The 22,723-nt window shown below is 64.0% G+C and carries 22 protein-coding genes; all 22 read right to left on the bottom strand.

All coding sequences use genetic code 11. The annotated features are described in order from the left end of the window. Positions 1-350 precede the first annotated feature (350 nt). The gene (locus Sp245p_RS28590; RefSeq protein ID WP_014242352.1) at positions 351-695 is read right to left on the bottom strand and encodes a hypothetical protein; all 345 of its coding nucleotides are present in this window, start codon (positions 693-695) and stop codon (positions 351-353) included. Positions 696-819: 124 nt separating this feature from the next. Beyond that, a complete protein-coding gene (locus Sp245p_RS28585; RefSeq protein WP_129557252.1) occupies positions 820-2,019 on the bottom strand; it encodes a hypothetical protein in 1,200 nt (399 codons plus the stop codon). Between the two features lie 41 nt (positions 2,020-2,060). Next, positions 2,061-2,513 carry a hypothetical protein gene (locus Sp245p_RS28580; RefSeq protein WP_014242350.1) on the bottom strand — a complete coding sequence of 151 codons (453 nt, stop codon included), beginning with the start codon at positions 2,511-2,513 and terminating at the stop codon, positions 2,061-2,063. A gap of 11 nt (positions 2,514-2,524) precedes the next feature. Next, positions 2,525-4,483, bottom strand: a complete 1,959-nt coding sequence (locus Sp245p_RS28575; protein ID WP_014242349.1) for a hypothetical protein — start codon at positions 4,481-4,483, stop codon at positions 2,525-2,527. Further along, complete coding sequence (locus tag Sp245p_RS28570; protein ID WP_014242348.1) at positions 4,480-4,833, bottom strand: hypothetical protein; 354 nt, start codon at positions 4,831-4,833, stop codon at positions 4,480-4,482. Before Sp245p_RS28570 ends, Sp245p_RS28575 begins: the two co-directional genes overlap by 4 nt. A 29-nt stretch (positions 4,834-4,862) precedes the next feature. Further along, positions 4,863-5,204: a hypothetical protein gene (locus Sp245p_RS28565; RefSeq protein ID WP_129557251.1), complete on the bottom strand. Its 342-nt coding sequence runs from the start codon at positions 5,202-5,204 to the stop codon at positions 4,863-4,865. Positions 5,205-5,214: 10 nt separating this feature from the next. Further along, positions 5,215-7,314, bottom strand: a complete 2,100-nt coding sequence (locus Sp245p_RS28560) for a phage tail protein (RefSeq protein ID WP_109139124.1) — start codon at positions 7,312-7,314, stop codon at positions 5,215-5,217. Between the two features lie 4 nt (positions 7,315-7,318). Continuing rightward, positions 7,319-9,109, bottom strand: a complete 1,791-nt coding sequence (locus Sp245p_RS28555; protein WP_041813211.1) for a WD40/YVTN/BNR-like repeat-containing protein — start codon at positions 9,107-9,109, stop codon at positions 7,319-7,321. Beyond that, positions 9,109-10,548 (bottom strand): hypothetical protein, encoded by a 1,440-nt coding sequence (locus Sp245p_RS28550; RefSeq protein WP_014242344.1) that lies wholly within the window; start codon positions 10,546-10,548, stop codon positions 9,109-9,111. Before Sp245p_RS28550 ends, Sp245p_RS28555 begins: the two co-directional genes overlap by 1 nt. Continuing rightward, positions 10,548-13,874, bottom strand: coding sequence for a hypothetical protein (locus Sp245p_RS28545; RefSeq protein ID WP_014242343.1), 3,327 nt, complete (start codon positions 13,872-13,874; stop codon positions 10,548-10,550). The genes Sp245p_RS28550 and Sp245p_RS28545 overlap by 1 nt, the downstream gene beginning before the upstream one ends. After that, entirely contained in the window at positions 13,874-14,209 is a 336-nt protein-coding gene (locus Sp245p_RS28540; protein WP_158310429.1) for a phage tail protein, read from the bottom strand. The genes Sp245p_RS28545 and Sp245p_RS28540 overlap by 1 nt, the downstream gene beginning before the upstream one ends. Continuing rightward, a complete protein-coding gene (locus tag Sp245p_RS28535) occupies positions 14,202-16,889 on the bottom strand; it encodes a tape measure protein (RefSeq protein WP_129557250.1) in 2,688 nt (895 codons plus the stop codon). Before Sp245p_RS28535 ends, Sp245p_RS28540 begins: the two co-directional genes overlap by 8 nt. Next, positions 16,882-17,154, bottom strand: a complete 273-nt coding sequence (locus Sp245p_RS35515; RefSeq protein WP_464882550.1) for a phage tail assembly chaperone — start codon at positions 17,152-17,154, stop codon at positions 16,882-16,884. The genes Sp245p_RS28535 and Sp245p_RS35515 overlap by 8 nt, the downstream gene beginning before the upstream one ends. A gap of 98 nt (positions 17,155-17,252) precedes the next feature. Further along, positions 17,253-17,669: a hypothetical protein gene (locus Sp245p_RS28530; RefSeq protein ID WP_014242339.1), complete on the bottom strand. Its 417-nt coding sequence runs from the start codon at positions 17,667-17,669 to the stop codon at positions 17,253-17,255. Positions 17,670-17,727: 58 nt separating this feature from the next. Then, on the bottom strand, positions 17,728-18,921 hold the full coding sequence (locus Sp245p_RS28525) for a phage tail tube protein (RefSeq protein ID WP_014242338.1): 1,194 nt from the start codon (positions 18,919-18,921) through the stop codon (positions 17,728-17,730). An 87-nt stretch (positions 18,922-19,008) separates the two neighbouring features. Further along, positions 19,009-19,434, bottom strand: a complete 426-nt coding sequence (locus Sp245p_RS28520) for a hypothetical protein (protein WP_014242337.1) — start codon at positions 19,432-19,434, stop codon at positions 19,009-19,011. Positions 19,435-19,437: 3 nt separating this feature from the next. Beyond that, positions 19,438-19,758: an HK97 gp10 family phage protein gene (locus Sp245p_RS28515; protein WP_014242336.1), complete on the bottom strand. Its 321-nt coding sequence runs from the start codon at positions 19,756-19,758 to the stop codon at positions 19,438-19,440. Continuing rightward, positions 19,755-20,114 (bottom strand): hypothetical protein, encoded by a 360-nt coding sequence (locus Sp245p_RS28510; protein ID WP_014242335.1) that lies wholly within the window; start codon positions 20,112-20,114, stop codon positions 19,755-19,757. Before Sp245p_RS28510 ends, Sp245p_RS28515 begins: the two co-directional genes overlap by 4 nt. Before the next feature lie 3 nt (positions 20,115-20,117). Further along, positions 20,118-20,642, bottom strand: coding sequence for a DnaT-like ssDNA-binding protein (locus tag Sp245p_RS28505; protein WP_014242334.1), 525 nt, complete (start codon positions 20,640-20,642; stop codon positions 20,118-20,120). After that, positions 20,643-20,813, bottom strand: coding sequence for a hypothetical protein (locus Sp245p_RS35215; protein WP_014242333.1), 171 nt, complete (start codon positions 20,811-20,813; stop codon positions 20,643-20,645). Positions 20,814-20,863: 50 nt separating this feature from the next. Then, on the bottom strand, positions 20,864-21,862 hold the full coding sequence (locus Sp245p_RS28500; protein WP_014242332.1) for a major capsid protein: 999 nt from the start codon (positions 21,860-21,862) through the stop codon (positions 20,864-20,866). A gap of 78 nt (positions 21,863-21,940) precedes the next feature. Beyond that, positions 21,941-22,669, bottom strand: coding sequence for a hypothetical protein (locus Sp245p_RS28495; RefSeq protein ID WP_014242331.1), 729 nt, complete (start codon positions 22,667-22,669; stop codon positions 21,941-21,943). Between the last annotated feature and the right edge of the window lie 54 nt (positions 22,670-22,723).

Here is a 22,723-nt window from a genome sequence, read left to right as displayed (position 1 = left end):
TCTGTTTTGGCGGTCAGAATCCGACAAGAAGCACATTGAAGAGATAATTTCCGCCTGCTTGAGCCGCCGGGTCAGGTGGGGGCTTCGGTTTACTTCCAGGGGGGTGGGTTTCGGATTCGCCACCAAGAAGGCGGGAGAAGCCATCGCCTCCCAGTTCGGCTACAGCTTGATTGATCTCGCCGTATTCCGCCGTCGGCGTGACATTCCGCCTTTCAGACCATTCGGCGGTAGAAAGGGACCTCGCCCCTCTGATGGCCTGCCTGGGGCCAGTCCGGCACGTCGGACGAAGGTTCTGACCTGACGGCGTTTGCTGATGTAACGGGCGTGCCCGGACGGAAGGGTTGATACTTTCAGCCCTTCCGCTGCTCGATGATGGCTGGCGGATTCGCGATGCTCCAGCCAATGTCCACGTGCGACCACGCCCACGTGCCAGCGGCTAGAACCAGGGCGGACAGGACGCCGGCCACCCACTTGATGACCGCCTTCTTGGCGTCTCGCATTTCCTCTTCGAATTCCTCGCGAACCCGTTCCAGGGTGGTCACGCGGTCAACCAGCCGGGCGTGCTCGGCTTTCGTGACGACCTCCTCCCGGAGGGATTCGAGCAACTGCATCAACGAGTTGATCTGGCTCTCCATGCGGCCGAGCATCAGGTACAACTCGCGGTTGGATTGGGCCGCCATACCAGTATTGTCCATCCCTACCTCCACTTGCCCGACGGGCAACGAGGCCCGGTACGACACCGGGGGTATTTACTCGCCGCGGCTGCCCCATAAACCCCAATGCACAACCGTGAAAGATGGTTGTCCGCATTATCTCCAGCTAAACAATGCTCAGGACCTTCGCGGACGTGACGCCGTCGTCCGACGTGTAGACGGCGAGGACGCGGTTGGCGTCGATCCGGTGACTCTCCAGGCCGAACGATCCGATGGATGGCTCAATCTGAACCGGGCCGTTGACCTGGGCCAGGGTGTTGGTCGCCGGATTGTAGTCGAGCACGTGGACGTAGACCTTGTCGCCTGCCACCTTGGCGTCGGAGCAGATGGCGATCACCTGGGTCGAGGTCATCCACAGCGGATTGAACCGGTAATCGGTCGAAGACCCCGTCAGCATCGTGGACGTTCCGATCAGCGGACTGCCGCCGTTGTTTTTGATCGGAAACGCCCGCATACCGGTGGTGGATTCGCCCACGCCGTAGACGCCGGCACCCGGCGTGATGGTCGTGTCGTTGGAAACGAAGTTGTCGCCCCAGGTGCCGTTGGTTTGCCCAAAGGTGGACACGCTCGTGGTGCTGAGGCTGGTGCCGTTGTACGTCAACACCGCCGCCGCCAGACCGAACGGTGTGCCGGTTTTGGTGCCCACCAGGATGGCCTGGGTGCCGGACATTTTGAACAGCCGGCTACCGTTTTCCATGGTGAGGTGTGCGGCCGTGTAGGTCGTCGATGGAATCGTGTCCACTTTCCCCGCGGCCGAGTTCCAGGTCAGGGCATAGGCCCGCACACGGTACGACGTGGAATCCGAGCGGCCCACCAGCAGGATGCGGGAAGCATCGAGCATGATGGCGTGGGAGTGATCCATGCGGGTGCCCGACAGCACGGACGAGATGTTGGTCGGCCCGTTGGTGACTGCCACAGTCAGGTCGCTGGCGACGGTCACGGTCGTCGCGTAGATCGGGTACGGTGACGCAGCCCCGTTGTGGAACACCACCGCTTTGCCAGCTTCGACCTTCAGCACCGACAGCGACGCGGCCCACGTCAGATAGCCGGATGTGGTGATCACGGTCGGGGAACCGACGCTGATCGTTTTGTCCTCGTTGACCCGGATCGCGAACGCGTAGATGCCGGCCGTGCCGGGGCTGGTCCCGCTGGCGTACCGGAAGTGGACGAACAGGAACACCCCATCACCCATCGAGGTCGAACGGGCGAACGATTCGCCGTCCCACGCCGCGTCGTTAGTCCAGAGTTGCGTACGCTGGCCATCTTTCGATCCATCGTACGTCGCCCAGGTCATCGGAGCGGCCATGGACGCTCCGCCCATGTAGGGGAACCCACGCCCAAGCAGCATCAGCGGAAATCCTTCGCGAGCGAGCAGTTCCAGGTGGCCCCGCCGTCCACCGTTAGGGCGAACAGGATGTCGCGGGCGTTGGCCGTACTGGACACGGTCGGAGCCATGCCGCCCTGCCACTTGAAACTCGTCGGCCACGCCACGGTACGGCCGCCGGTCGCGTCCTGGGTGAACTGGACGGCGATTTCGACCAGCCGGCCGGACGCTGGCACGTTCTGGAGCGAGATCGAGGTCACGTTGGCGGTCAGAGAGACCTGGAACGCGTTGGCGTTGTCCAGGTTCAGCGAGACCGTCCCGGCAATGATCGTTGGGGTGTCGGTCGCCACCGCGTAGGACTGCAACCGGGGTTTCTTGACGAAATTGTCGGCGAACGTCAGGTTATCGCCGACGGTGATGTCGGCGAGCCCAGTCTTGCTCAGCTTCGTATTCGCGTTGTCGATGACAAGGGCCATGGGGCTACTCCTTAGAACGCGTCAACCACGGCCGACCACTCGACGGTCTTGCCCGAGGCTCCGGTCACGGTGATCACGACGTTGCTGCCGCTGACGCCGATGTCAGCGTCCCAGGCGGCGTCATCTTCTTGGATGATCGTTTTCATCACCGGGCCGAGGGACAGGGTGCCGGCGGTGTTCTTGACCACCGCCGACAGGCGGTACTTGGCCAGTTCGCCGAACGAATCGGTGCGAACGCCCTTGACGACGACCTCGACGCTCTTCGCGGTGCTGGCCCCGAGCGTGATGGTGGTACCGGTCAGGTTGACCGGCGTCGAAGACGTGGTGGAACCCGACATCGGGATCTTCTCGGCGGTCACCGAGCCGGCCACCACGGCGACCTTGCCGCGGACCTCGGCCGAACCATCAACCACCACGACGCCGGTGCCGGTCGGCCGCAGGGTCAGGTCGGCGTTGATGCCGTCCACGGTCACAGCCGAGCCGGACGACAGGTACAAGTCGCCCAGGACCTCGACGATGCTGGTGCCGCCTCCGCCGATCAGGACCGCCGCGGAGTCGCCCTGGATCGACAGATTGTTGCCCGGTGTCCCGGTCAGCACGCCGCCGACCTGCACATTGAACCCGTTGGGCTCAAGGGCCAGCCCCTCCAGGCCGAGGATCGTGAGACGCCCGGCGTCGCCCTTCTGGATGGTCAGAGGCAGCCCGGCGTTCTCGACGGCGATCACGGGAGCGTCGATCATCACACCGGACGCACCAACGACTTTCTTGCCGTTCACGTCCAGGTCGCCGCCAAGCTGCGGCGTCAGGTCCTCGACGAGGTTCTGGAGGGCGGAATCGGCTTTGGTACCCTGGGCGGCGGTCGCGAACGCGGTACTGTCCTGGGCCGCTGCGGTACCGAGCGTCGGCCGCGAGGTCAGGTCGGTGTAGGACCCGCTCGTGGCGACCGTTGCCAACACCGGCCGGCCGGACAGGTCACCGTACAGGCCGGAGGTGGCCACCGCCGCCAGCGACGCCGGCTGCACCGCCGTATCGGCTTTGGCACCCTGGCCGGCCGTCGCGAACGCCGTGCTGTCCATGGCCGCGGCCGTTCCGAGCGTCGGGCGGCCGGTCAGGTCAGCGTAAGCCCCGGAGGTCGCCACAGCGGCCAGGGACGGCCGCCCGACGAGGTCTGAGTAGGCTCCGGAGGTCGCGACCAGAGAGAGAGCCGGACGACCCGAGAGGTCACTGTAGGCCCCGGAAGTCGCCACAGCGGCCAGGGCGGTCGAAGACACCGCGGTCAGCCGGCCGTACTGGTCCACCGTCAGGTTGGCGGCCGTGTAGCTGCCGGCCGTGACGCCAGACGTGGCCAGCGAGATCGTGCCGGTCGAGGTGATCGGACCGCCCGTCAGCCCGGCCCCGGTGTTGATTTCGGTGACACTGCCCGAACCGCCGCCGCCCGTGCCGTTCGACGCGGCAATGACGCGGCCGTACTGGTCGATGGTGATGTTGGCGTTGGTGTAGCTGCCGGCTTCGACGCCGGTGGTCGCCAGCGAGATTGTGCCGGTCGAGGTGATCGTGCCGCCGGTCAGGCCGGGACCGGCCGTGACGCTGGTAACGTGGACCGGGCGGTCCAGGAGATCGTTGTAGCTGCCCGAGGTCGCGACTGCGGAGAGCGTCGGCAGGCCCGTCAGGTCGCCATACGCTCCGGTGGTCGCCACGGCCGCCAGGACCGGCAGACCGGTCAGGTCACCGTAGGCCCCTGAAATCGCCACCGGGGCCAGCGTCGGCCGCCCGGCGAGATCCGTGTAGCCGCCCAGGACGTAGCCGTCCACGCCGTTGCTGACCAGGATCTGGCCGGCCGAACCATAGCCATCCGGCACGTCGGTCATGGTCGTGATGGCCCCGCCGGCACCACCACCGGCCGGCCCCTGGGTGCCCACGGAGACGACGGTCACCTTGTCGGGGGCGGCGATCTTGACGGTGTTGCTCATCGGGTGACCTCGGCGTTGATCGTAAAGGTCCCCTGAAGCAGCCGCTCCACGACGCCAGTCCCGGACTGGAGTTCGAGATCGTAGACGTACTCGCCGTCTTTGAGGGACGCGGTTTCAGTCGCGGTCAGCATCAGCTTGATCTTCCCCAGAGCGGGGGTCAGGCTGATACGGCCGTTTCCGGTGGAGAGGTCGGCAACCACGATGGGCGACTTCGCCGTCTTCCTGACCTGCATCCGGGCGGTGTAGCCGGTCAGGTCAACAGGAGTCGTGTTGTCGGACTGGAGCCACTCGATCTCACGGGTGAATGTGGCCCCCTGTTCGATGTAGATGTCGTACTGCCCGGCGGCCATCGGTCACCTCCGAAATGAATCGGAGGTATTTATGAATGCCGTTCTGCCAGATTTACCTGACCGTATTCACGCAGGGTGGCGAGTTCCTCTTCCGTCACGATGTCGCCGAACGTCATCTTCATGACCTTGAAGGCGTCCGTGCGGAAGATCTTGTTCAACCGCTCGGCGAGGTTGAAGGCGTGGCCACTGTTGACGAACACCGACCGCTTGTACTTGGGACCGGGGTAGTCCAGCAGGACGTTGACGGTGCGGATTCCGACGGGTTTGCCGTCGAGGACGACGGCAAACACCCCTTCGGCCTCTAGTACTTGCTCCGAGCGGTAAGATCGGTCCGTGTATTCGTGCAAGATGGTCGGTTTTGGCCGGCTCATGGCTCTCCTTTTATGCGGACACCAGCACGTTCTGCTCGATGGCGGCGTACTTGTTCGGGTCGTAAGCTTGGGCCACCACGTCGTAGCCGAACTCCCGGTGCTCCGTTACCTTCAGCACTCGGAACAACCGCGGGGCAAACGGACCCGTCGCGGCCGTGCCGGTGATGTTGTAGACTGCCCGGTTGACCGGCACGGCCGGCAGAGCCGAGGCGAGATTGCAGCCGTAAGCCACGCCGCTGCCGACAGTAGCTCCCGCGGAGTCCCGCCAGGACGCGATCTGCCGGGTCGCGATGGTGCCGTCCGGTATCATGACGTGGATGCTCCAGGTCCCGCTGGCCGGGATCGTGATCGGGGCATCGAACGTCACGTGGGTGGTGACCGTGCTGGTCACGCGGCCGGACCGCGGCGACAGGGTGATGTCGCTGTCCTCGATCATGACCACGTCGCCAGGGATGACCTGGGAGTGGTCCAGACCGGCCCGATACGTGACCAGCAGCGGGTTGGCCTTCTCGGTCGCCAGCAGCCAATTACCCTTTCTCACGGCCTGCCCGGCCGAGGTGCAGCCGAACGCCACCTCCTCGATGATCTTCTCGCCATACCGTAGGACCGACGGCCGGTCCTCAGATCGGGTAAAGTCCAGGGCGTAGAACTTCGCCGGGTTGTTCCATTTCACCATGGCGACGTTGTACAGGTTGCGGATCGAACCGCCCGAGTAGCTGAACCCGTCCTTGTGCACGTTGGTCTGGTTCACCAGGAGCTTGGTGCTGGTCGGCATGTCCGCGAAGACCCGCACGCCGAACCCACCGACGACCATCTGGCCGTTGAACACGCTGGCAATAGCCTGGAGAATCTCGATTTTGCTCATACCGCCAGTCAGGACGGTGTTGCAGGTGTACCGGGGTTCCATGACCACGGCCCCGTTTTCCCGCCGGCCGGAATCCACTGCTTGGTTGCCGTACTGGCTGATCCGGTACAGGTCCTGATCCAGCGTCCGCTGCTGGGCCGGAGTCAGGGGAAGGTCATTGCCGCAGCCGTACCGCTTGTTCGTCAGGTAGTCGCGGAAAATCCAGCAGGGGTCGTCGGTCACGGCGTCCTTGAACGTCACGCCGTCCCAACCGCCGCCGTAGCTGTGGGTGTTCGCGTCGTAAGTGTTCGGGACCTTGAGGACCATGCCCTCGACCAAGAAGCTGATGCGGATCTCACTCTCGGTTTCGAAGAGTTCCGACGGCAACTTGATCTGAACATCAGACTCGTTGGGCAGGATGTGGCTGAACAGCAGCCCGGTCGCGAACGTGCCCGCGGCCTGCCCCAGCAGGTTCTGGAGGTCTTTCTCCAGGAAGTCGTCGAACCATTCGGACAGCGAGGTCGGGCCGCCGTCCGTGCCGCCTTCGAATTTGTTGCCGCAGTTGCTGTCCAGGGCCATCGAGCCCGTTGTCTGAGCCGTGACCGACATGCCGTTGAAGCCGCTCGTGGCCACGCCGACCGTCAGCACCATGGTCAGGGCCGACGAGTTCACCGAGGCCGTGATCGGCGGAGTCGCGGAGGTGTTGCCGTTGATCGACGACGCCAGCGACTGCAACGTCGCCAGAATCGAACCCGCGTACTGCACCGGGTCCGGGTGCAGGGCGTTGCCGTTCAGGAACAGCCGGATCGAACCGCCGCTGCCCTTGATGCAGACGGTAGCCTTGGGCTTGTTCGGCGTCTTCGACGCGGTCGAACTGATCAGCGTGATCCCGTTGGCGGCATTGCACATGCTGCCGACCTGATTGTCGCCGTCCTTGACCCGGACGCTGATCTCGACGCTGCCGGTCGCCTCGTTCGCCGGGCTGACGTACGCGACGGAATGGAGCGTCGGGTTCACCCCGGCTTGCGGCCCGGTCACCTTCAGGGTTTTGGTGCCGCTGCCGGTGACCGTCGCCCCGCTGGACGCGGTCGCGGTCAGGTTGCCCTCGCCGGTGGTCACCGCATAGGTGACCTCCAGCGGGTCCTTGGCGGCGTTGATGTCCACCTGCGGGAGCGTCGTCGTCTGACCGGGCGTGTAGAGCTTGGTCGGGCTGCCGGTGACCGCAATGTTCGGACAGGGTTTGGGATCGGGAATATGCAGAGTCATGAGGTCACGCCATGATGATGAAGCGAGTGCCGTCGAACGCGATGCCTTTGGCGTAATAATTCAGCCCGCCCGCACCGATGGGAACCATCTGGGCGGCACTCCAAGCCCCGATCCCGTCGCGGTAGTAGTACCGGTTGTTGGTCACGTCGATGCCGACCGTTCGGTCCGCCGCTTCGCTGATTGCGTAATTGTTGCCGACACCGGCCGGAGCCGCTGGCACTGCGGTCCACACCAGACTGCCGTTCAGGTAGTGTTGCGGCAGCGGGTTCCACCCGGACGCCTGCATCACCAGTGTACCGCTCCGCGACACCATCCGCCCGGTTGGTGGCAGGGTGGCGTAGTAGGATTCTGGAGGTGGGTCGCAGTACGGCGTGCGGACCCAGTATTCAGTCGGCTGTTTCAGCACGTTGAGGTCGCTGAACCGGTAGATTTTGGGCACCGTCAGCGTGCTGCCGTCGCTCTGGCTCCAGGACATCACATAGTAGTATCCGTTGTGGTAGCAGAAATACGCGAAGTAGTTCCACCCATTCCACTGGGCCTCCCACGTGCTGGTGGAGTTGGTGCTGCGGTACCGTTTGTCGAAGTTGGCACTAATCCAGATCGCACCTCCTGGATTGACCACGGACTGGCTTTCGCAGTCGAGCCCTGCCGTCCACTGCTGGTGACTCGCGGTCAGCACAGACACGGTGCCGTCGGCCAGGACACGGTACGTCCGGGCGACGCCTGTGTTGTTGTTGCTCGGGTCATAGTTGCATTCGAACGTGATCGAACCGTCCTTCTGGGGAAACAATTGAATGCCCCGGACCGTGCCTTGGTAGTCGTAGGTCCCCGCGTTCAGATCGTGGATCGTCACGTTGTCCGCCGCATCCAGCTTCCACAGCCCAACGGTGGACCCGCTTCCGGATTTACCCGTCAGCACTTTCCCCTTGATGTCCGACCAGTTGAGGCCGCTGGTGTTACCGAGCGTGGTCGGGGCGTTCGTCATGGCGGCCCCGGCGATGGATTGCACACCGATGCTGCCGCCAACCGCGAGCAGGCGGCTGTTGGTGCTGTCCCACCAGATGCCAGTGCCTCCGTTGTACGCGGTGCCGCTGCCGTAGGTGCAGAGTTCAAATGTCCCCGCGAGCGAGGTTGATTTGTATAGCCTGTGGACGTTGCCGCCAGTGTGGGCCGAAATTATCCAATAGGTGCCGTTCCAGGCGATGTCGCGGATAGCGTCCAGCGTCGTTGGGCCAGAGTTGCTTGCCCACGAGATCAAGTCGGTCGAGTACCAAACCTTGGCCGGCACCGACGTTCCGGTGTCGGTCTTCCGCTGGCCAATGGGGTAACCGGCGTGGCTGTTGTCGTAGTACCCCTGCCAGCCGTCCGTGGTGATCACCCAGGTGCCGTTCATGTGGTAGAATCGGAGCACCGACAGCACGTCGAAAGGCAGGGTGACGGGCGTCTGCCATGTGGTGCCGCTGTCGTTCGAGTAGTACAGCTTGCCATCCTGGGCAACAAACGCCACCGCTCCCGTGCCGTTTGATGCATATCGCAGATGAGCGGACATTAGCGGGTATGCCTCATGGATGGGCAACTGCGTCCACGAACCCCCGGCGTTCGTCGAATACCACATCCGACCTCGATTTGCCCCATCGAACACAGACGAGAATTTATGATCGGACACCCACCATTTGGTTCCGTCGTTGAACAGGTGGCTGACATTGGTCGTCGGAGAGGCGATCTGAGACCAGTTCAAGCTGTCGGTAGAACGGAACATGGTCCCGTCAGTGCGGGCGTAAATCGTGGTGGGCATCAAGCACTCGCAATCGCTGCAACGTTGTAGTTATTCCCCGTGAACGCGTGAGGACTGGCCTGCCAAGACGCCCCGCTGTCGGTCGAGCGGTACCAAGAGTTTGCAGTTCCACGGGCGTACATCGTGTTCCCGACGTTGTGGACCTCGTTGTATGCGTACTGGGTATTTACCGCCGTCGCCGGTGCAGCGAACGGGACGTTGACCCCGCCGTCGGTGCTGACCACGGTGCGGCTCTTTGGAGTCGCCGCAGGCGGCGAACAGGGGTCACAGTCGCCGCTGATCTGCTCGTATTTTCCCGAGATTGGGTTCATCTGTTCGATGGTGATCGGGAGGGCGGGACAGTCTCCGTAGGTGTAGCCGGAGCAGCGGTCGCCCAGGACCTTGCGGTCGGCCATGAGGGCGTTGCCCCGCGGGCTCGGCACGGTCTTGTACTGGGTCGTCTCGAACGACATGTTGGTGTAAGTGCCGGTATAACCGGCAGTCCGGCCGACGCCGTCGATCCAGCGGTACTGGTAGGTGTCGCCCTGGTTACCGAACACTTTGCCGGGATCAGTGCAGACACCGACGGAGCACTGTTCCGGGTACGGCGACGGGGCGTTGGGCTCCGCACTGATCACGATGGTATCGGCGTTCTCCGTGATGGTCACGCCCGTGCCGGCGACCAGCGTGCGGAGCTTGGCCACGCCGTTCTCGGTGACCTTGTAGACCCGCTTGCCGCCTCCGACGTTTTCCAGGGCCGCACCGCCGTCCGCGGTCATGCCGCTGTCGAGGAGGGCCTGATTGAAGTGCTTGGCAACCCATTTGCACTCGCCGTCGCTGATCAGGACCATGTCCTTGCAGTTGCCCGACGACACCACGTCCTTGAGGTCCACCAGCTTCATGCCGGTGGGGTTCGGGTCTTTCAGGACGGAATTGATCGGCAGGCCGGTGACTGGGTCCTTGTCGCCGATGATCGCTTCGGCGATCTCGTTGAAGATGTACGGAATCGCCGCACCGGCAACCGACGCCAGGGCGATGTCGCTAATGTTCGGGGTCCCGTCGTCGTTCACGACCGGGTTGCAGTTGATGAAGGTGTTCTTCAACTGGTCTTCCGGCGTGTCGCCGATGATGCCGCCGACGGGACCTTCGCCCAGGCGGATCTTGAAAACCTTCTGGATGCGGCTCGGATCGACGTTGGACCGGATGTCGCCACCGTCCACGGTCTGGCCCGCAACCAGCATTTTCTTACCGTAGATCAACGGCACGGTGCCGGCTTCGATGGAGGCCCCGAATTCGGGGCCGTCGTAGAAATACTCGGCGATGTTGGACGTGGTGGTGTACCGCTGGGTCAGCAGCCCGGACGACCCGAAGATGCCGACCCGCTGGGCGATCACACTCTCGGGACTCTCAGAGGCCGCTGCCCGGTTGATGTCGGCGAGGATTTCGTTCAGGTCGGCCATCAGATGCAGTCTCCGGTCCGGGCGGACTTGATACGCGGGGTGGACTGGTGTGGAATCGGGACGTTGCCGGTCGCCTGCGGGTCAAACCGCTTGATGCAGGCCCCCCAGGTCTTCGGGCAGTAGTCCTGCTTCCAGTCCGAGACCTGCGTGTTGGTCGCGTCGTAGTAGGGCGTGCCAGTCGTATTTAGGGCACCCCAGGGCATAACCTGCCCCCACGGGCACCCGCCCTCAGGGTAGGGTTTGTATTTGAACTGACCGGCAGTGGCAGGGTCGGGCTCGCGGTAAATCTGCGAGCACAGGTTGGTGCTGACCGACCGGTTCCCCGACGAGTCCATGCGGTCCACGCCCTGGCTGACCGCTAGGACGAACGACACCTCGACCTTGCTGAACTTGTCCAGCCGGTCCACGTACCACTCGTCCCGCAGGCAATCAGACGTGGACGGCGTCGCCCCGGTGTCGAGGTACCGCTGGTGGACCCGGATGCGGGTCACACGGGCCGCCCGGAAGTCGCTGGAGTACAGCGAGAACGCGGTCCGGAAGTCGGCGTCGGGCGAGTAGATCGAGAAATGCGGCTCGGGCATCCGGCCGCCCAGTTCAGCGTAGACGCCGCTCAGGTCTACCGACACATACTTGTAGGTGTTGCCGCCGAACCGGATCTCCTGGGACCCGTTCTTGTAAGCGGTCATCCGCAGGATGGCGGGGCCGCCCAGGGCAGCACTGTAGGTCGCCATCCCGGTGAAGTCGATTTCGAACAGGGTGACGATGGGGTCCTGGGACAATTCCTGGAGTCGCTGGGTGACCGGGGTCAGGGGGATGTTGCCGGCGACGGTTTCGAAATTCGCCGCTCCGTTGCCGACCATGACGGTGGAAAACCGGTATTCGCCGTCGCTACCGACGTTGTGCCGCACGGCCAGGGTTTGGCCGGGCGAGATCATTCCGCCGTTCGCGGTCCAGGCCCCACCGCCGATGCTGACCTCGGGACTACCCGAGCCGGCCACGAAGACCATGACCGGCACGTTGATGCCCGTGACCGTGACGGTGTTCGAGGTCGCGAGCGTGTTGGCGGTTGTGCCTCTCACGAACGAGAAGGAAAACGGGTCCGGCGTCTCGTCCCGCACCGTCGTGGTGGTCGAGGTGAAGCTGGCCGACACGCTGCCGACGCTGACGGTGGACGTGACCTGCGTCGCCGCCTGCCAGGACGTGGTGTGCCGGACCTTCAGGGTCTGGCCGTTCTGGACCGTGCCGGAGGTCACCCAGGGGCCGCCCGCGATGCTGATCTGCGGGTTGCCGTCGCCGCTCACCGTGACGTTGACGGTGGTGTTGATGCCGGTGATCGTGACCGGCATGGATTCCACAAGGATGCTGACCGGCTGGCCGGTCGGGGCGGAGAAGCTGAACGGATCGCAGACCGAGTCCTCGGCCAGCGTCGTGGCCGTGAAGGTCGCGGAGACGCCGCCCACCGTGACGGTCGCCGAGGTCGAGGTGGAGAACGACGACGACGTGGTCACCTGGACCCTGAAAGACTCACCGGGGTTGATCGTCGTGGACGTGACCCAACTGCCGCGGTTGACGTAGACGGTGCCACCGGTAACCGAGATCGCCACTGCGTCGTTGAATCCGGTCGGGGTGACCGACGCCGATTCCACGACGGTGCTGCGGGCCTGACCGGTCTTGGCCGGGATCGTGAATGCGTCGGGCGTGGCGTCGCGGGCCAGCGTGGTGACCGAGTAGGTCGCCGACGTGCCGTCAATGGTGACGGTCGCGACGTTGGCCGTGCTGAACGATGCGGACGAGGTCAGGCGAACCCGGAAGCTTTCGCCAGGGTAGATCGTGCCGGAGGTGGCCCAGGTCCGCCCGGCGACACTGACCTGCGGGCTGCCGGAGCCGGTCACGCTGATCGTGGCGTAGCGGGTGTACCCGGTCGGGGTCACCGGGTCCGATTCTGTCAGGGTCCCGCGGGCAACGTTGGTCTTGGCCGGGATCGTGAAGGCGGCCGGGTAGTGGTCCGCCTCGGTCGTCACCGTCCAGGTCGAGGACCCGGTCGGACCATAGGTCAGCGTGGCCGTCTGGGTGGTCTCGTACGAGCCCGCCGACAGCATCCGCAGGGTGAGGCTCCCACCGGGGTTGACCGTCCCAGAGGTCACCCACGGGCCGCCAGCGATGGACATTTCCGGGGTGCCGTCGCCGGTGATCGCCACCGAGGCCGGGGAGTTGAACCCGGTCAGGCCGACGGTCTTGGTCACGTGGGTCGAGAGGGCGACGTTGGATGAACCGATGATCGTCACGGTGTCGGGCTGGTCGTCGGCCGCTGCGGTCGTCGTTGTGAAGGTGTCGGCCAGGGTGTCGTTGACCAGGACGTTGGTCTGGACAGTGGTGCCGTATCCGGCCGCCGAGGTGTGGCGGATCTGCACGGTATCGCCGTTGTAGATCCAGACCGGGCCGGTGCCCCAGGTCCCGCCGTTGACCGCCATCTGCGACGACGGATCGGACGTGCCAGCGTCCACGGCGAGCTTGGCCAACGCGTTCAGGCCGGTCACGGTGGCCGCGGCGGAGGTCGTCAGGGTGCTGCGGGCGACGTTGGTCTGATCGGTAAAAACCAGCCCGTCCGGCGATGCGTCGAACCCGGTCATCTCCGGCGTCGGAGCGACCGTGTAGACGCCATTGGTCGAGGTCAGGTGACGTGCGGCAGCGACGCGGTTGGTCAGGAATTCCGAGCCGGCACCGTGATAATAGACATAGGGGGTCACGCCGGTGAGGGAGCCGTTGACGCCCAGGTCAACGCGAGTACCGCCGGCCCCAACGAATTTCCGGCGGTTCGCGACCACCGACAGGTCGGTGTAGGACAGAGACAGGAAGACCTGATCCAGGTCCATGTTGTTGGCGGAACCGCCGTCGTACCCGCCGAGCGTCAGCCGGTTGGTCGTCTGGCTGTTGCTGATCGCCCCACCGGTTACCGTCACGGGCGACGTGGACGAGGTGAACGCCGTATCGTTCAGATAGCAGTGGAATGCCCCCGTCGAGAGCTTCCAGGACATCAGGACGTGTACCCAGGTCCCGAGCCCGACGGTTACGCCGGTCGCCGACACCTCGCGGTGCAGCGTCCGGGTGTTCGAGGCGTTGTACCCGTCGATGATGAAGGAGTTGGTCGCGTTCTGGATCGTGAACTCGCCAACCGCCGCGGTCTTGCCCAGGTACAGGAGGTACCCACCGTTGCCCGTGGTATGCCGCCGGAACCACGCGGAGAACGTGCCCTCCGAGAGGGCGAGGTTGAGGTTCGCCGGGGTATTGAGGGCGTTCCCCAAGCCGCTGGAGATGCGAATGGCCATCAGTGGGTCTCGATCAGTTTGACCTGGAACTGGAAGCTGGTGTTGCCGTCAAACTGCTCGGACCACTCCCGGAGGAGCCAGTTCCTCGTGATGTTGTCGCCGACGGTCGGACAGGTGACCACCTGTCCGTAATTAGCCGTCAGGAAGGCTCGCAGCGTGCCGGCGACGACGGAATCCAGGTACTCGTGGACCAGGGTCATCTCCCGGTCCAAAGCGTTGATGCCGTCGCGGGCGACCTGCTGGTACCCGTCGCCGTATTCGAGGAATTTGAGCCTGGGGGCAGCGGAGACAGTGCTCCGCGGGGTCGCCGGGATGTTGGGGTAGGGATTAGGCAAGAGCCCCTCCATAACGCTGCTCGTCGATCAGCATTCGACGGAAAATGTTCATCTGACCGGCCATCGCGGACTTCAGGAGTTCCACTGTGGCGTACTCGTTCGAGCCCGGAGCGGCGTTGACCGTGATGCTTGGGGCGAAAGTCGCCGACATGGACCCGCCGCCGGCCGACACCAACCGGTTGTTCGGCGTGATGAAACCGGACGACATCGGGGTGAAGATCTCCGGCCCCTGCTCGCCGACCACGTACGAGGAACCGGCCATGACGTTGCCGCCGCCGGCCCGCAGGCCGCGGATCGCACCGGTCGCCAGACCACCGAGGAATCCGCCGTTTCCACCGGCGATGGCCGACCGGGCAATGACCTGGGTGGCGATGAGCCGGATGAATTCGGCGATCAGGGTCCGAAGGCTGAATTTGCCCTTCTCGACCATGTCCGCAATGGTGTCGCCAACCCGCTGGAGCGACTGGCGAAGCTGCTCCTCCGCTCGGATCTGGAGTTCCACCGACCGCTCGATCTCAAGCTGCCGCTGCCGCTCGGCCTCGGAGGACTGACGGGTCAGTTCCTGTGCCCGCTGCTCCCGACGCTCGTTCTCGATGGCGGCTTCCTGTTTCAGCACGGACGCCCGACGGATGTCGTCGATCTCCGCCTGGGTCAGAGCCCGGCCGCCGGCCTTGGCAATGTTCTCGGCCTCGCGGAGGTTGCGGGCGACCTCCCGCTCCTGGTTGCCCATCCGGAGCAGGCTGGCTTCGGTCTTCAGGTTGTCGATGTAGGACGCGATGGACTTGTTGGTCTCCATCGCCATCTTCTCTTCCTGAAGGGCGGTGATCTTGTTCCGCAGTTCCGCGGTGACCTCGCTGATTCCGAGCTTCTGGGCCTGCTGGGCAAGCTTGTATGCCTCCTGGGCGACCATGCTCTGGCCGAAGGTCGCGACCTCGGCCTGGAGCGTCGCCACCTGTTCCTGGAGCGATTCCTTGAAGCCCTTGACCCGCTGCTCGGCCTGCTTCTTCTCCTCGCTCAGCTTCTTCTGCTGGTCGATGGCCGCCTGCATCTGGCTGTTGTTCAGGGCCAGGGCGGTGGCTTCCTCGACGAGGGCGGAGTTCACCCCGTAGACCGACTGGGCGGCCAGGGCCTTGGCCTGCCGGTACGCGTCGGTGACCTGTACCCCCTCGACCGTGGCCTCGTACTCCAGCAGCAGGGCCGCGTGGGTCTCCTTGGCCTTGGTCAGCCACTCAGTCATCGCCGCGACGTTCTGTTCGCGGAGGATCTTGTCCTGGTCCGACGACTGATTGGCCTGATCCTGGGCGGCCTTCTGCTGCTTAATCTGTTCGGTCACCTGGGCGATGACCTGCTTCCACGCCTCGTAGTTCGCTGTCACCTCGGCGAGCCGCCGTTCGGTGTCACCGTCGGAATCGAAGGGGTTCAGCTTGTCGAGCCAGGACCGGTCGTTCAGCGTGTTCTGGAGCTTGATGATGTCCTGCTGGAACAGGTCCGCCTGCTGCCGGGCGTTGGCAAGCTGGTCATCCAGGGGGATGTTGGCAGCCCCCATGCTCTTCATGATGGCTTCCGACCGCTTCAACGCCTCGGTCGTGGTGTCGATGTTGTCGCCCATCAACTGGTAGCCGGCCGCGACCAGACCGGCTGTCATGGCCAGCATGACCAGCGGGTTCTTGCTGACCAGAGCGTTCAGGGTGGTGAAACCGGCGATCAGGTTCCGGACCTGGATGACGATACCGCCCAGGGCCGCCGCGACCCCGGCCGCGACCAGCGACTTGAGGCCAACCACGACGAGGTCGATGTTGTTGGCGAAAATCTTGAACAGGTCCGCGGCCGTGCGGGTCGCCGACGCCAGGGACGAGCCGATCTCGCGGGCAAGGTTCTTGTTGTCCCCAAGGAACTTCGAGAGGTCACGGGCAACGTCGTTCAGGGCCTGACGGAATCCCGCCTCGCCGATCTCGTAGGCCAGCAGTTTGAAGGAATCGGCGACGTTGGAGAACGCACCGCTGACCGTGGCCGCTTGGTTCTCGATGCCCGAGGCGAATTTCGTCTTGCCCAGGCCCTCCAGGTACGACCGGATCGAGGTCGCCGACGCGAAGATCTTCTGCGTCACGCCGTCGAAGGTGACGGTGACCTCGTTCCCCTGCTTGCCCATCAGGATGCCGAATTCCTTCAGGCGTTCGAACTCACCCGTGGTCGCATCGGCCACCGCCTCGGCGAACTGGGTGAAGTCCTTGCCGAACGACGCGGCGACGTTGCCGAGGTTCTTCAGCGTCGATTCCGTGGGGTCGATGCCGACCGTCTTCAGCCGGGCAAACGCCTTGGTCACGTCTTCCAGTTCAAACGGCGTGGAGGCCGTGAACTGAGTGATCATCTTGAAGGCGTCGGCACCCTTCTCGGCCGAGCCCGTGAGGGTGTTCAACTGGCCCCGGAGGTCCTCGAACGACCGGATCGTGCCGACGACGTTGGAGATCAACGAGCCAAACCCGATGCCGGCGACGAGGCCGGCCAGGGCCGTCTTCATGCCGCCGAACGCCGAGCCCGCGGACGTACCGAGGTCGTCAACGGCCCCGTCGGCCTTCTCGGTTTCGGTCTTGAGCTTGCCGACATCGGCGACGACGCGGCTCAGGGCAGTCCGGAACGAGGCGTCGTCCAACCGAAGAGTAAGGGTAGAAAGATCAGCCACGGACCGCTCCTCTTTGCTGCTGCTTTAGCTGCCGCTGTATCCGTGCGTTCACCTCGCCCACGTACGCCGCATCGACCTCTAGGATGACCTCCTCAAAGAAGTCGCGGTCGTCGATGTACTGGGCGTTGACTTCGCAGTACCGGTAGATCGCAGACAGCGGGATGCACCCGATCCCTTGGCCTGTATTTACCCTGTCTCGGTCGAGCAAATAGAATGCGTGAACGAGTCCCAACACCACAGGCTCCGCTGCCGGCTTTTCTGCCAGTAGCGGAGCCTCGTATTTGGACTTCTTTTGTTTGAGTTGGTGCCGCAGGGCCTTCTCGTGCTTACCCGCGGCGGACCCCTGCCAGAGGACGATACCCTTTACTTTTTTTTGATGTCCTCGGCGGCGGCCTTGCCGGCCGCGAAGAGTTCCTGGGACTTCCGCTCGACGAAGTTCCGCACGTCACCCTCCAGGCGGAGGAGTTCGGTGGCGTTCTCCACGGAGTACAGGATCTCGTTCCCGTCCTCGTCCTCCAGGCCCTTCCAGTCCACCAGGATGGCCTTGGCCATCAGGTGGGCGACCACCGCGTGGGCTTCGGCGGTGGTCTTATCCCGGAATACGCCGGCCAGCAGGTCCTGCTCACCCGACACCTGGGCCAACTGCTCGAACTTGATCTGGTTGAACAGTTCGAGCATCCAGTGGTTGTTGTTCGCGGGGGCCACGAGCAACTCGAAGCCCTCCGCGTACTCAAACCATTTCGCCTGACCCTTTGGTGACCGAACGAACTTGAAAGCCATTGCATACTCTACGGTGACTGTGGAAGAAATTCTGTCGGTCTATTTAGTCGGCGACCGATCAGAACTTGAACACAGCCATCGTGTACCCGAAGTCCGACTTCAGAGCCTGGACATCGCACTGGCTGATCACGTCGTTGCCGAGCCCTTCCAGGTTGGTCGGGTTCGAGGTGACCTTGACCTTGGGCAACTCGAAAACGTAGGTGCTGCCCAGCGACGGATCGGCGGTGCCGTCGGCGGCGACGCCCTCGGTGACGTAGAAAGTCACGGACATCGGGGTGCGGGTCTTGAACTTCGAGTAGATGGTGTTGTCGGCGAAGTAGAACTCCATCTGGCCGCTGACGTTGACGCGGTCGCGGCCGACGCCGACCGGGTACAAGCTGCCGATGGACTCCTGGGCACGCAAGCCGTTGGAAACGTTCAGGGTCATCGACAGGATGCCGTTCTGGTACGGAGCACCGTCGATGGCGAACGGACCGGTGTTGGCCACCGGCGACAGGACCGGGGCGGTCGAGGACCCGATGTGGGCACCCGTGCCGAAAGTCGTCGTCCCAGCGTCGGACGACATACCGATGAAGCCGAACTGCGTGGTCAGGACCTCACCGACGTTGAAGGTCAGGGCCATCGTATCGACCTCCATCCCGCGAAAGACGCGGAACTGGCCGATGTCGCTGAATTCTTTTTCGATGGAGTAGAAGTGGCGGGTGCGGGCGTTGGTCAGCTTCTGCATCCGGATGCTCACGGACGCACCGGCGGCCTCGTCCACCAGGGCCAGAGTGCCTTCCAGAGCCCGGTCGAACCCCAGGGTGTTGGCGGTGGCCGAGGCGACGTGGAAGATGCCGTTGTTGGCGGCGGTGGCGAACCCGGAGAGCTTCACCCAATCGCCCGCGGCGATGCCCGAGAAGCTGGTCGAACCGGCGGTCAGGGTCTTGGACGACGCGGTGATCGACAGGTCGGTGCCCGTGCGGTTGATCGCCGCGGACCAGTCACCCTGGAGGGCCGATTCCATGAAGTCGTCGTAGGTGCCAATCGAGAGTTCACCCTCGACGGAACCCTGCGACCCCGCCCGGACCGGGATGGTGTCGATGATGTTGCCGTCGGCGGAAATTTCCTGGCTGACGACGGTTTCATAACCCTCGTCCAGGCTTTCCTGCGTCAGGCGGAGATTCTTGAAGGCCACTGCCGGCGTGACGCCGCGGGTGACTTCCTCGGCGTAGCGAAGCTGGCCGGATGCGGCGTCAGCGATAGTAACCATGTGGCGTGCTCCCTAATTGAACGCCACGTATTTATTCGGCTGTTCTGGGAGCAATTCGCCGACTACAAAACTCACACCTTCTGTGTACTATGCCGTTGCTGTCTCGTACGCCGAGTACGGAAAGACAATACCGATTCCGTAGAACCCGTCGATTTCGCCGAGGTCGTTGACCTCCTCGTGACTGACCAGGATTCCGTCGAAACGCTTCCGGGCGTAGATGGCGGTCACGAGATCGGCAATCTCCCAGGCCCGCATCACGCCCGTGTCGGCCCGGACCCAGACGTTGGCCGAGATGATCCCGTCGGTTTTCTTCCAATAGACCGCGTTGAGGTCCATCTGCCGGGTGATGTTCGGGACCACGCGGAACTCGACCCACTCCGGCAGAGACGAGGGGTCGGCAAGGGTGGCGGCACCGTTGGTGACCGTCTCGAAATTCGAGTACTTGACCGGAACGCCGGAAAAATTCGCGGTGAACCGGTTCAGGATTGACGTGACTTGCGACTTCAAACCCATGGCTCACCTCATGACGGAACGGACGATCTGGTCGAAGCGGGCCATCACCCGCTGCACGGCCCGCGTCAGCATCAGGCGGGCGGCCATCTTGGGCGTCCCAAACTCGACGTGGACCGCGTATTCGACCGGGTTGCTGATCTCCCAGCGGCCGTCCAGACGGTCGTCGTGGTCGAACTTCCAGCCGGCCCGCAGCCGGCCGGTGTCCACCGGGGTCATCTTCGTGGCCTCGGCCAGGATGTCGAAGCCGAGCTTCTTCTTGACCGCGATTCCGCCCTTCTCGATGTTCGCGGCAAAATCCTCCAGGCCCTTCCACTCGACGGTCACGACTTCCTCACCTGGATGCTGTAGTGGGCCTGCACCGGGTCGGTCTCGTAGGCGATCACCGTGTATCGGCCTCCGCCACGGACCACGTTGTCCTGGGCCTGCGGTTGGAACCCCAGTTCACCGGCCGGCACGACCATGCGGATGTCGCCGGCCTTGATGTCGCCGACGGCGACCCGCTGCTCGGAGAAGGTCAGGAACACGGCCCGGACCTGCTTCGAGGTCACCGTGACAGTCTGCCCGGTCACCGGGTCCACCGGCCCCTTGGTCTCCCGCTCGTAGGTCACCTTCTCGGCGACGTTCCCGAGGGCGTCGAAGATGCGGCCGGGGATGCTGCGGAGGTCTTCCTTCAGGCCCATCGGTTACCCCCGAACCACACGGCCCATGGCCTTGGAACCCAGGACCGGGGCGAGGATCATCTCGATTTCGTTGAAGGTCTTACCGACCGCCTTCACCCCGCTGCCGGTGTATTCGGTCTCGATTTCGAGGTCGCCGACCTTCTGCCGCTGCTTCTTCACGGCGGTGGCGGACGCGTCGGAATCGGGGATGGTCTCGCCGTCGATGGCCTTCTGGACCAGGAGGCACAGGGCTTTCTTGACCTCGGGCGGCACCATGGTCTTCGGCCGCAGCAGACCCTCGTTGTCGTAGAGGTCGGCCCGCGGGAACTCCAGGGCCTGATCAACCTTCACCCGGCGACCACGCAACCACGACCCATACAGGGCGTGGAAGAGGTCCATTGCCTGGATGACCAGGAGTTCGACGGAATCGGCGGCCATGGTGCCGAACGACGGATTGCCCCGCTGGCTCCAGAACGCGTCAAGGTCGGCCTGCGAGATGTAGCTGTTGGCAGCCGCGACGCCGGTGCCGTCCTCGACGATCAGAGCCATTTACTTCACCTTGCGGCTGGAGGTCTCGGTCAGGGCGGTGACGATCCGGCGGAGGTCGGCGACCTCGGCCCGGAGGTCCGCGATCTCGTTTTCCATGGCCCGGTACGCCTGCTTCGCTCGTGCGGCCTGCTCGGCGTTCAGGGATTTCTGGAAGGATTCGTAGTTGATCATTGGGTATCCCAGAGAAACAGGGAGGCCCCGGAGGGCCTCCCTTTGGCTGGTTAGCCGTTGGTGACCAGCTTCACGACGCGGATGTACTTGGGATCGTAGACGCGAGCCCAGTTCCCGGCCGTGGCCAGTTCCGCCGAGGTCGGGGTCAGACCGGCCGGCGAGCCGGTCCACTTCACACCGCGGACGTGGATGATGAACTTCCGGCGGGAAACCATCGTGGTGACGCCGCCGCCGTTGCCCTGAAGGGCTTCACGGACGAACTCGACCGCCGGGCTCTTGGCCGGAGCAGCCTGACCCAGGGCCAGTGCACCCGCACCGAACAGGTAGCTGGTGTACTTGAAGCCGCTGGTGCTGCCAGCGACCTTCGGCAGACCGTCATCCACGACCACCCGCATGCCGAGGTAGGTCGGGATGTTGACCTCACCCCGAGCATCCGGGATGTAGTCGATCAGGTTCTGCTTCTGGAGCGTCCGGTACACGTCCGAGTGCAGGCTGATGGCGGTCAGGCCGTCGGCACGGTCGCCCAGGAGGCCGGCCGCGTCGAGCACCGCGTTGGCGGAAATCTTGACGGCGGACCCGCCCAGGCCATCCTCGACAGCCAGATTGGCGACGTGGGTACCGGCCAAGGCCGAGCCGAACACACCGTCCAGGGTCTTCAGGGCGATCCGCTGGAAGTTGGTCGCCCAACGCTTGGCGTCGCCGCTGATCGCGACCTGCATCGGGTCCGAGCCGGCCACGTCGGTTACAACGTCGGCGTCGGACAGGGCCAGGGCACGCATCTGGATGGCGGCGATGTCCTGGCCGGTGGACAGCTTCGCCGGCACCAGCACGTCCGACGGATCGTCGTTGGTCGGCTCGGCGTCAACGTCGATGTCGTTCCAGAACGGCAGGTTGTGGGTCAGGCCAGCCGAGGCCGCCATCGCGTCGAACGCGGGGTCCGAGGCCATGATGCCGCTGGCGACGAAACGGTTGAGAGCAGTGGTCGCCTGGATCGAGTACCGGGCGAAATCGCTGGGGACGATGATGTCCGCGATCTGAGTCAGACTCATGGTGGTTCTCCACATGAATTCAGGGGTTTGGATTCACGCGGAGTCCGCTGGCCCTCCACGTCGTCGCCCGCTGGGCGACTAGGCGTTCACTTGTGCCTTCAGGGCTGATGCTTGCTCCGGATTGGACTTCATCAGCCTGAACTGCTCCGTGACATTCCAGTTTTCCTTCGACCAGGGATTCTTGATCCCGTCGAGGGCACCGGTGCTTACCGTTCGGCTGCCGGAGCCGCCCGCCATCGGGCTCTCGAAACAGCGGCCGTAAATCTCGTTGGCCTTGAAGGACTTCACGAGGTCCCCAAGTCCTGCCGGCTTCCCGTCCTGGCCGTACATCCGCTGGCCGTCCTCGCCGATCACCTCGGTGATGAACTGGCCCTCGACCTCGGTGACCTTCACCCGGTTTTTCAGAAGCGGGAGCAGGATCTGCGGGATGCCCTTCTCGGCCGAAATGGCCGCGGTCAGTTCCGCGTCAACCAGCTTCTGTTCCAGGTTCCGGTACAGGGTGGCGATCCGCTCGTCCTTGACTTTCACCTGGGCCTGGAAGTCGTCCTGAAGACGCTTCTTGATGGCCTCGAAATCGCCGGACTTCTTGAGCTTTTCTTCCTCAGCCTGCCGAAGCCGTTCCTGGGCTTCCGCCGCTTCCTGACGGAGGCGTACGTACTCATCCAGGTCGATGTCCTTGAACTTCTCCTTGAGGGACTTGTTCTCGTGGAGCAGTTCGTTCCGCTTCTCCTCGATGGCCTTGTTGGCTTCGAGGATTTTCTGATCCAAGAGGGCTTTAACCTCAGGATCGTTGAAGTCAATCGTCATGTTGCCTTTTGTCCGCTGGCCCAAAAGTGGGGACCCGCGGGGTCCCTCTGCGGT

Origin of the sequence: Azospirillum baldaniorum, assembly GCF_003119195.2 — a bacterium.
Taxonomy (GTDB): Bacteria; Pseudomonadota; Alphaproteobacteria; order Azospirillales; family Azospirillaceae; genus Azospirillum; species Azospirillum baldaniorum.
This window is presented reverse-complemented; position numbering and strand designations above follow the sequence as displayed.

What these genes read in the sequence shown, in the direction of transcription:
- Sp245p_RS28585 (WP_129557252.1), bottom strand. Translation starts at nt 2,019, where the DNA reads ATGGCCGCTCCGATGACCTGGGCGACGTACGATGGATCGAAAGATGGC.
- Sp245p_RS28545 (WP_014242343.1), bottom strand. Translation starts at nt 13,874, where the DNA reads ATGGCCATTCGCATCTCCAGCGGCTTGGGGAACGCCCTCAATACCCCG.
- Sp245p_RS28560 (WP_109139124.1), bottom strand. Translation starts at nt 7,314, where the DNA reads ATGACTCTGCATATTCCCGATCCCAAACCCTGTCCGAACATTGCGGTC.
- Sp245p_RS28525 (WP_014242338.1), bottom strand. Translation starts at nt 18,921, where the DNA reads ATGGTTACTATCGCTGACGCCGCATCCGGCCAGCTTCGCTACGCCGAG.
- Sp245p_RS28565 (WP_129557251.1), bottom strand. Translation starts at nt 5,204, where the DNA reads ATGAGCCGGCCAAAACCGACCATCTTGCACGAATACACGGACCGATCT.
- Sp245p_RS28570 (WP_014242348.1), bottom strand. Translation starts at nt 4,833, where the DNA reads ATGGCCGCCGGGCAGTACGACATCTACATCGAACAGGGGGCCACATTC.
- Sp245p_RS28555 (WP_041813211.1), bottom strand. Translation starts at nt 9,109, where the DNA reads ATGCCCACCACGATTTACGCCCGCACTGACGGGACCATGTTCCGTTCT.
- Sp245p_RS28580 (WP_014242350.1), bottom strand. Translation starts at nt 2,513, where the DNA reads ATGGCCCTTGTCATCGACAACGCGAATACGAAGCTGAGCAAGACTGGG.
- Sp245p_RS28510 (WP_014242335.1), bottom strand. Translation starts at nt 20,114, where the DNA reads ATGGGCCTGAAGGAAGACCTCCGCAGCATCCCCGGCCGCATCTTCGAC.
- Sp245p_RS28520 (WP_014242337.1), bottom strand. Translation starts at nt 19,434, where the DNA reads ATGGGTTTGAAGTCGCAAGTCACGTCAATCCTGAACCGGTTCACCGCG.
- Sp245p_RS28500 (WP_014242332.1), bottom strand. Translation starts at nt 21,862, where the DNA reads ATGAGTCTGACTCAGATCGCGGACATCATCGTCCCCAGCGATTTCGCC.
- Sp245p_RS35215 (WP_014242333.1), bottom strand. Translation starts at nt 20,813, where the DNA reads ATGATCAACTACGAATCCTTCCAGAAATCCCTGAACGCCGAGCAGGCC.
- Sp245p_RS28495 (WP_014242331.1), bottom strand. Translation starts at nt 22,669, where the DNA reads ATGACGATTGACTTCAACGATCCTGAGGTTAAAGCCCTCTTGGATCAG.
- Sp245p_RS28550 (WP_014242344.1), bottom strand. Translation starts at nt 10,548, where the DNA reads ATGGCCGACCTGAACGAAATCCTCGCCGACATCAACCGGGCAGCGGCC.
- Sp245p_RS28505 (WP_014242334.1), bottom strand. Translation starts at nt 20,642, where the DNA reads ATGGCTCTGATCGTCGAGGACGGCACCGGCGTCGCGGCTGCCAACAGC.
- Sp245p_RS28590 (WP_014242352.1), bottom strand. Translation starts at nt 695, where the DNA reads ATGGACAATACTGGTATGGCGGCCCAATCCAACCGCGAGTTGTACCTG.
- Sp245p_RS28530 (WP_014242339.1), bottom strand. Translation starts at nt 17,669, where the DNA reads ATGGCTTTCAAGTTCGTTCGGTCACCAAAGGGTCAGGCGAAATGGTTT.
- Sp245p_RS28575 (WP_014242349.1), bottom strand. Translation starts at nt 4,483, where the DNA reads ATGAGCAACACCGTCAAGATCGCCGCCCCCGACAAGGTGACCGTCGTC.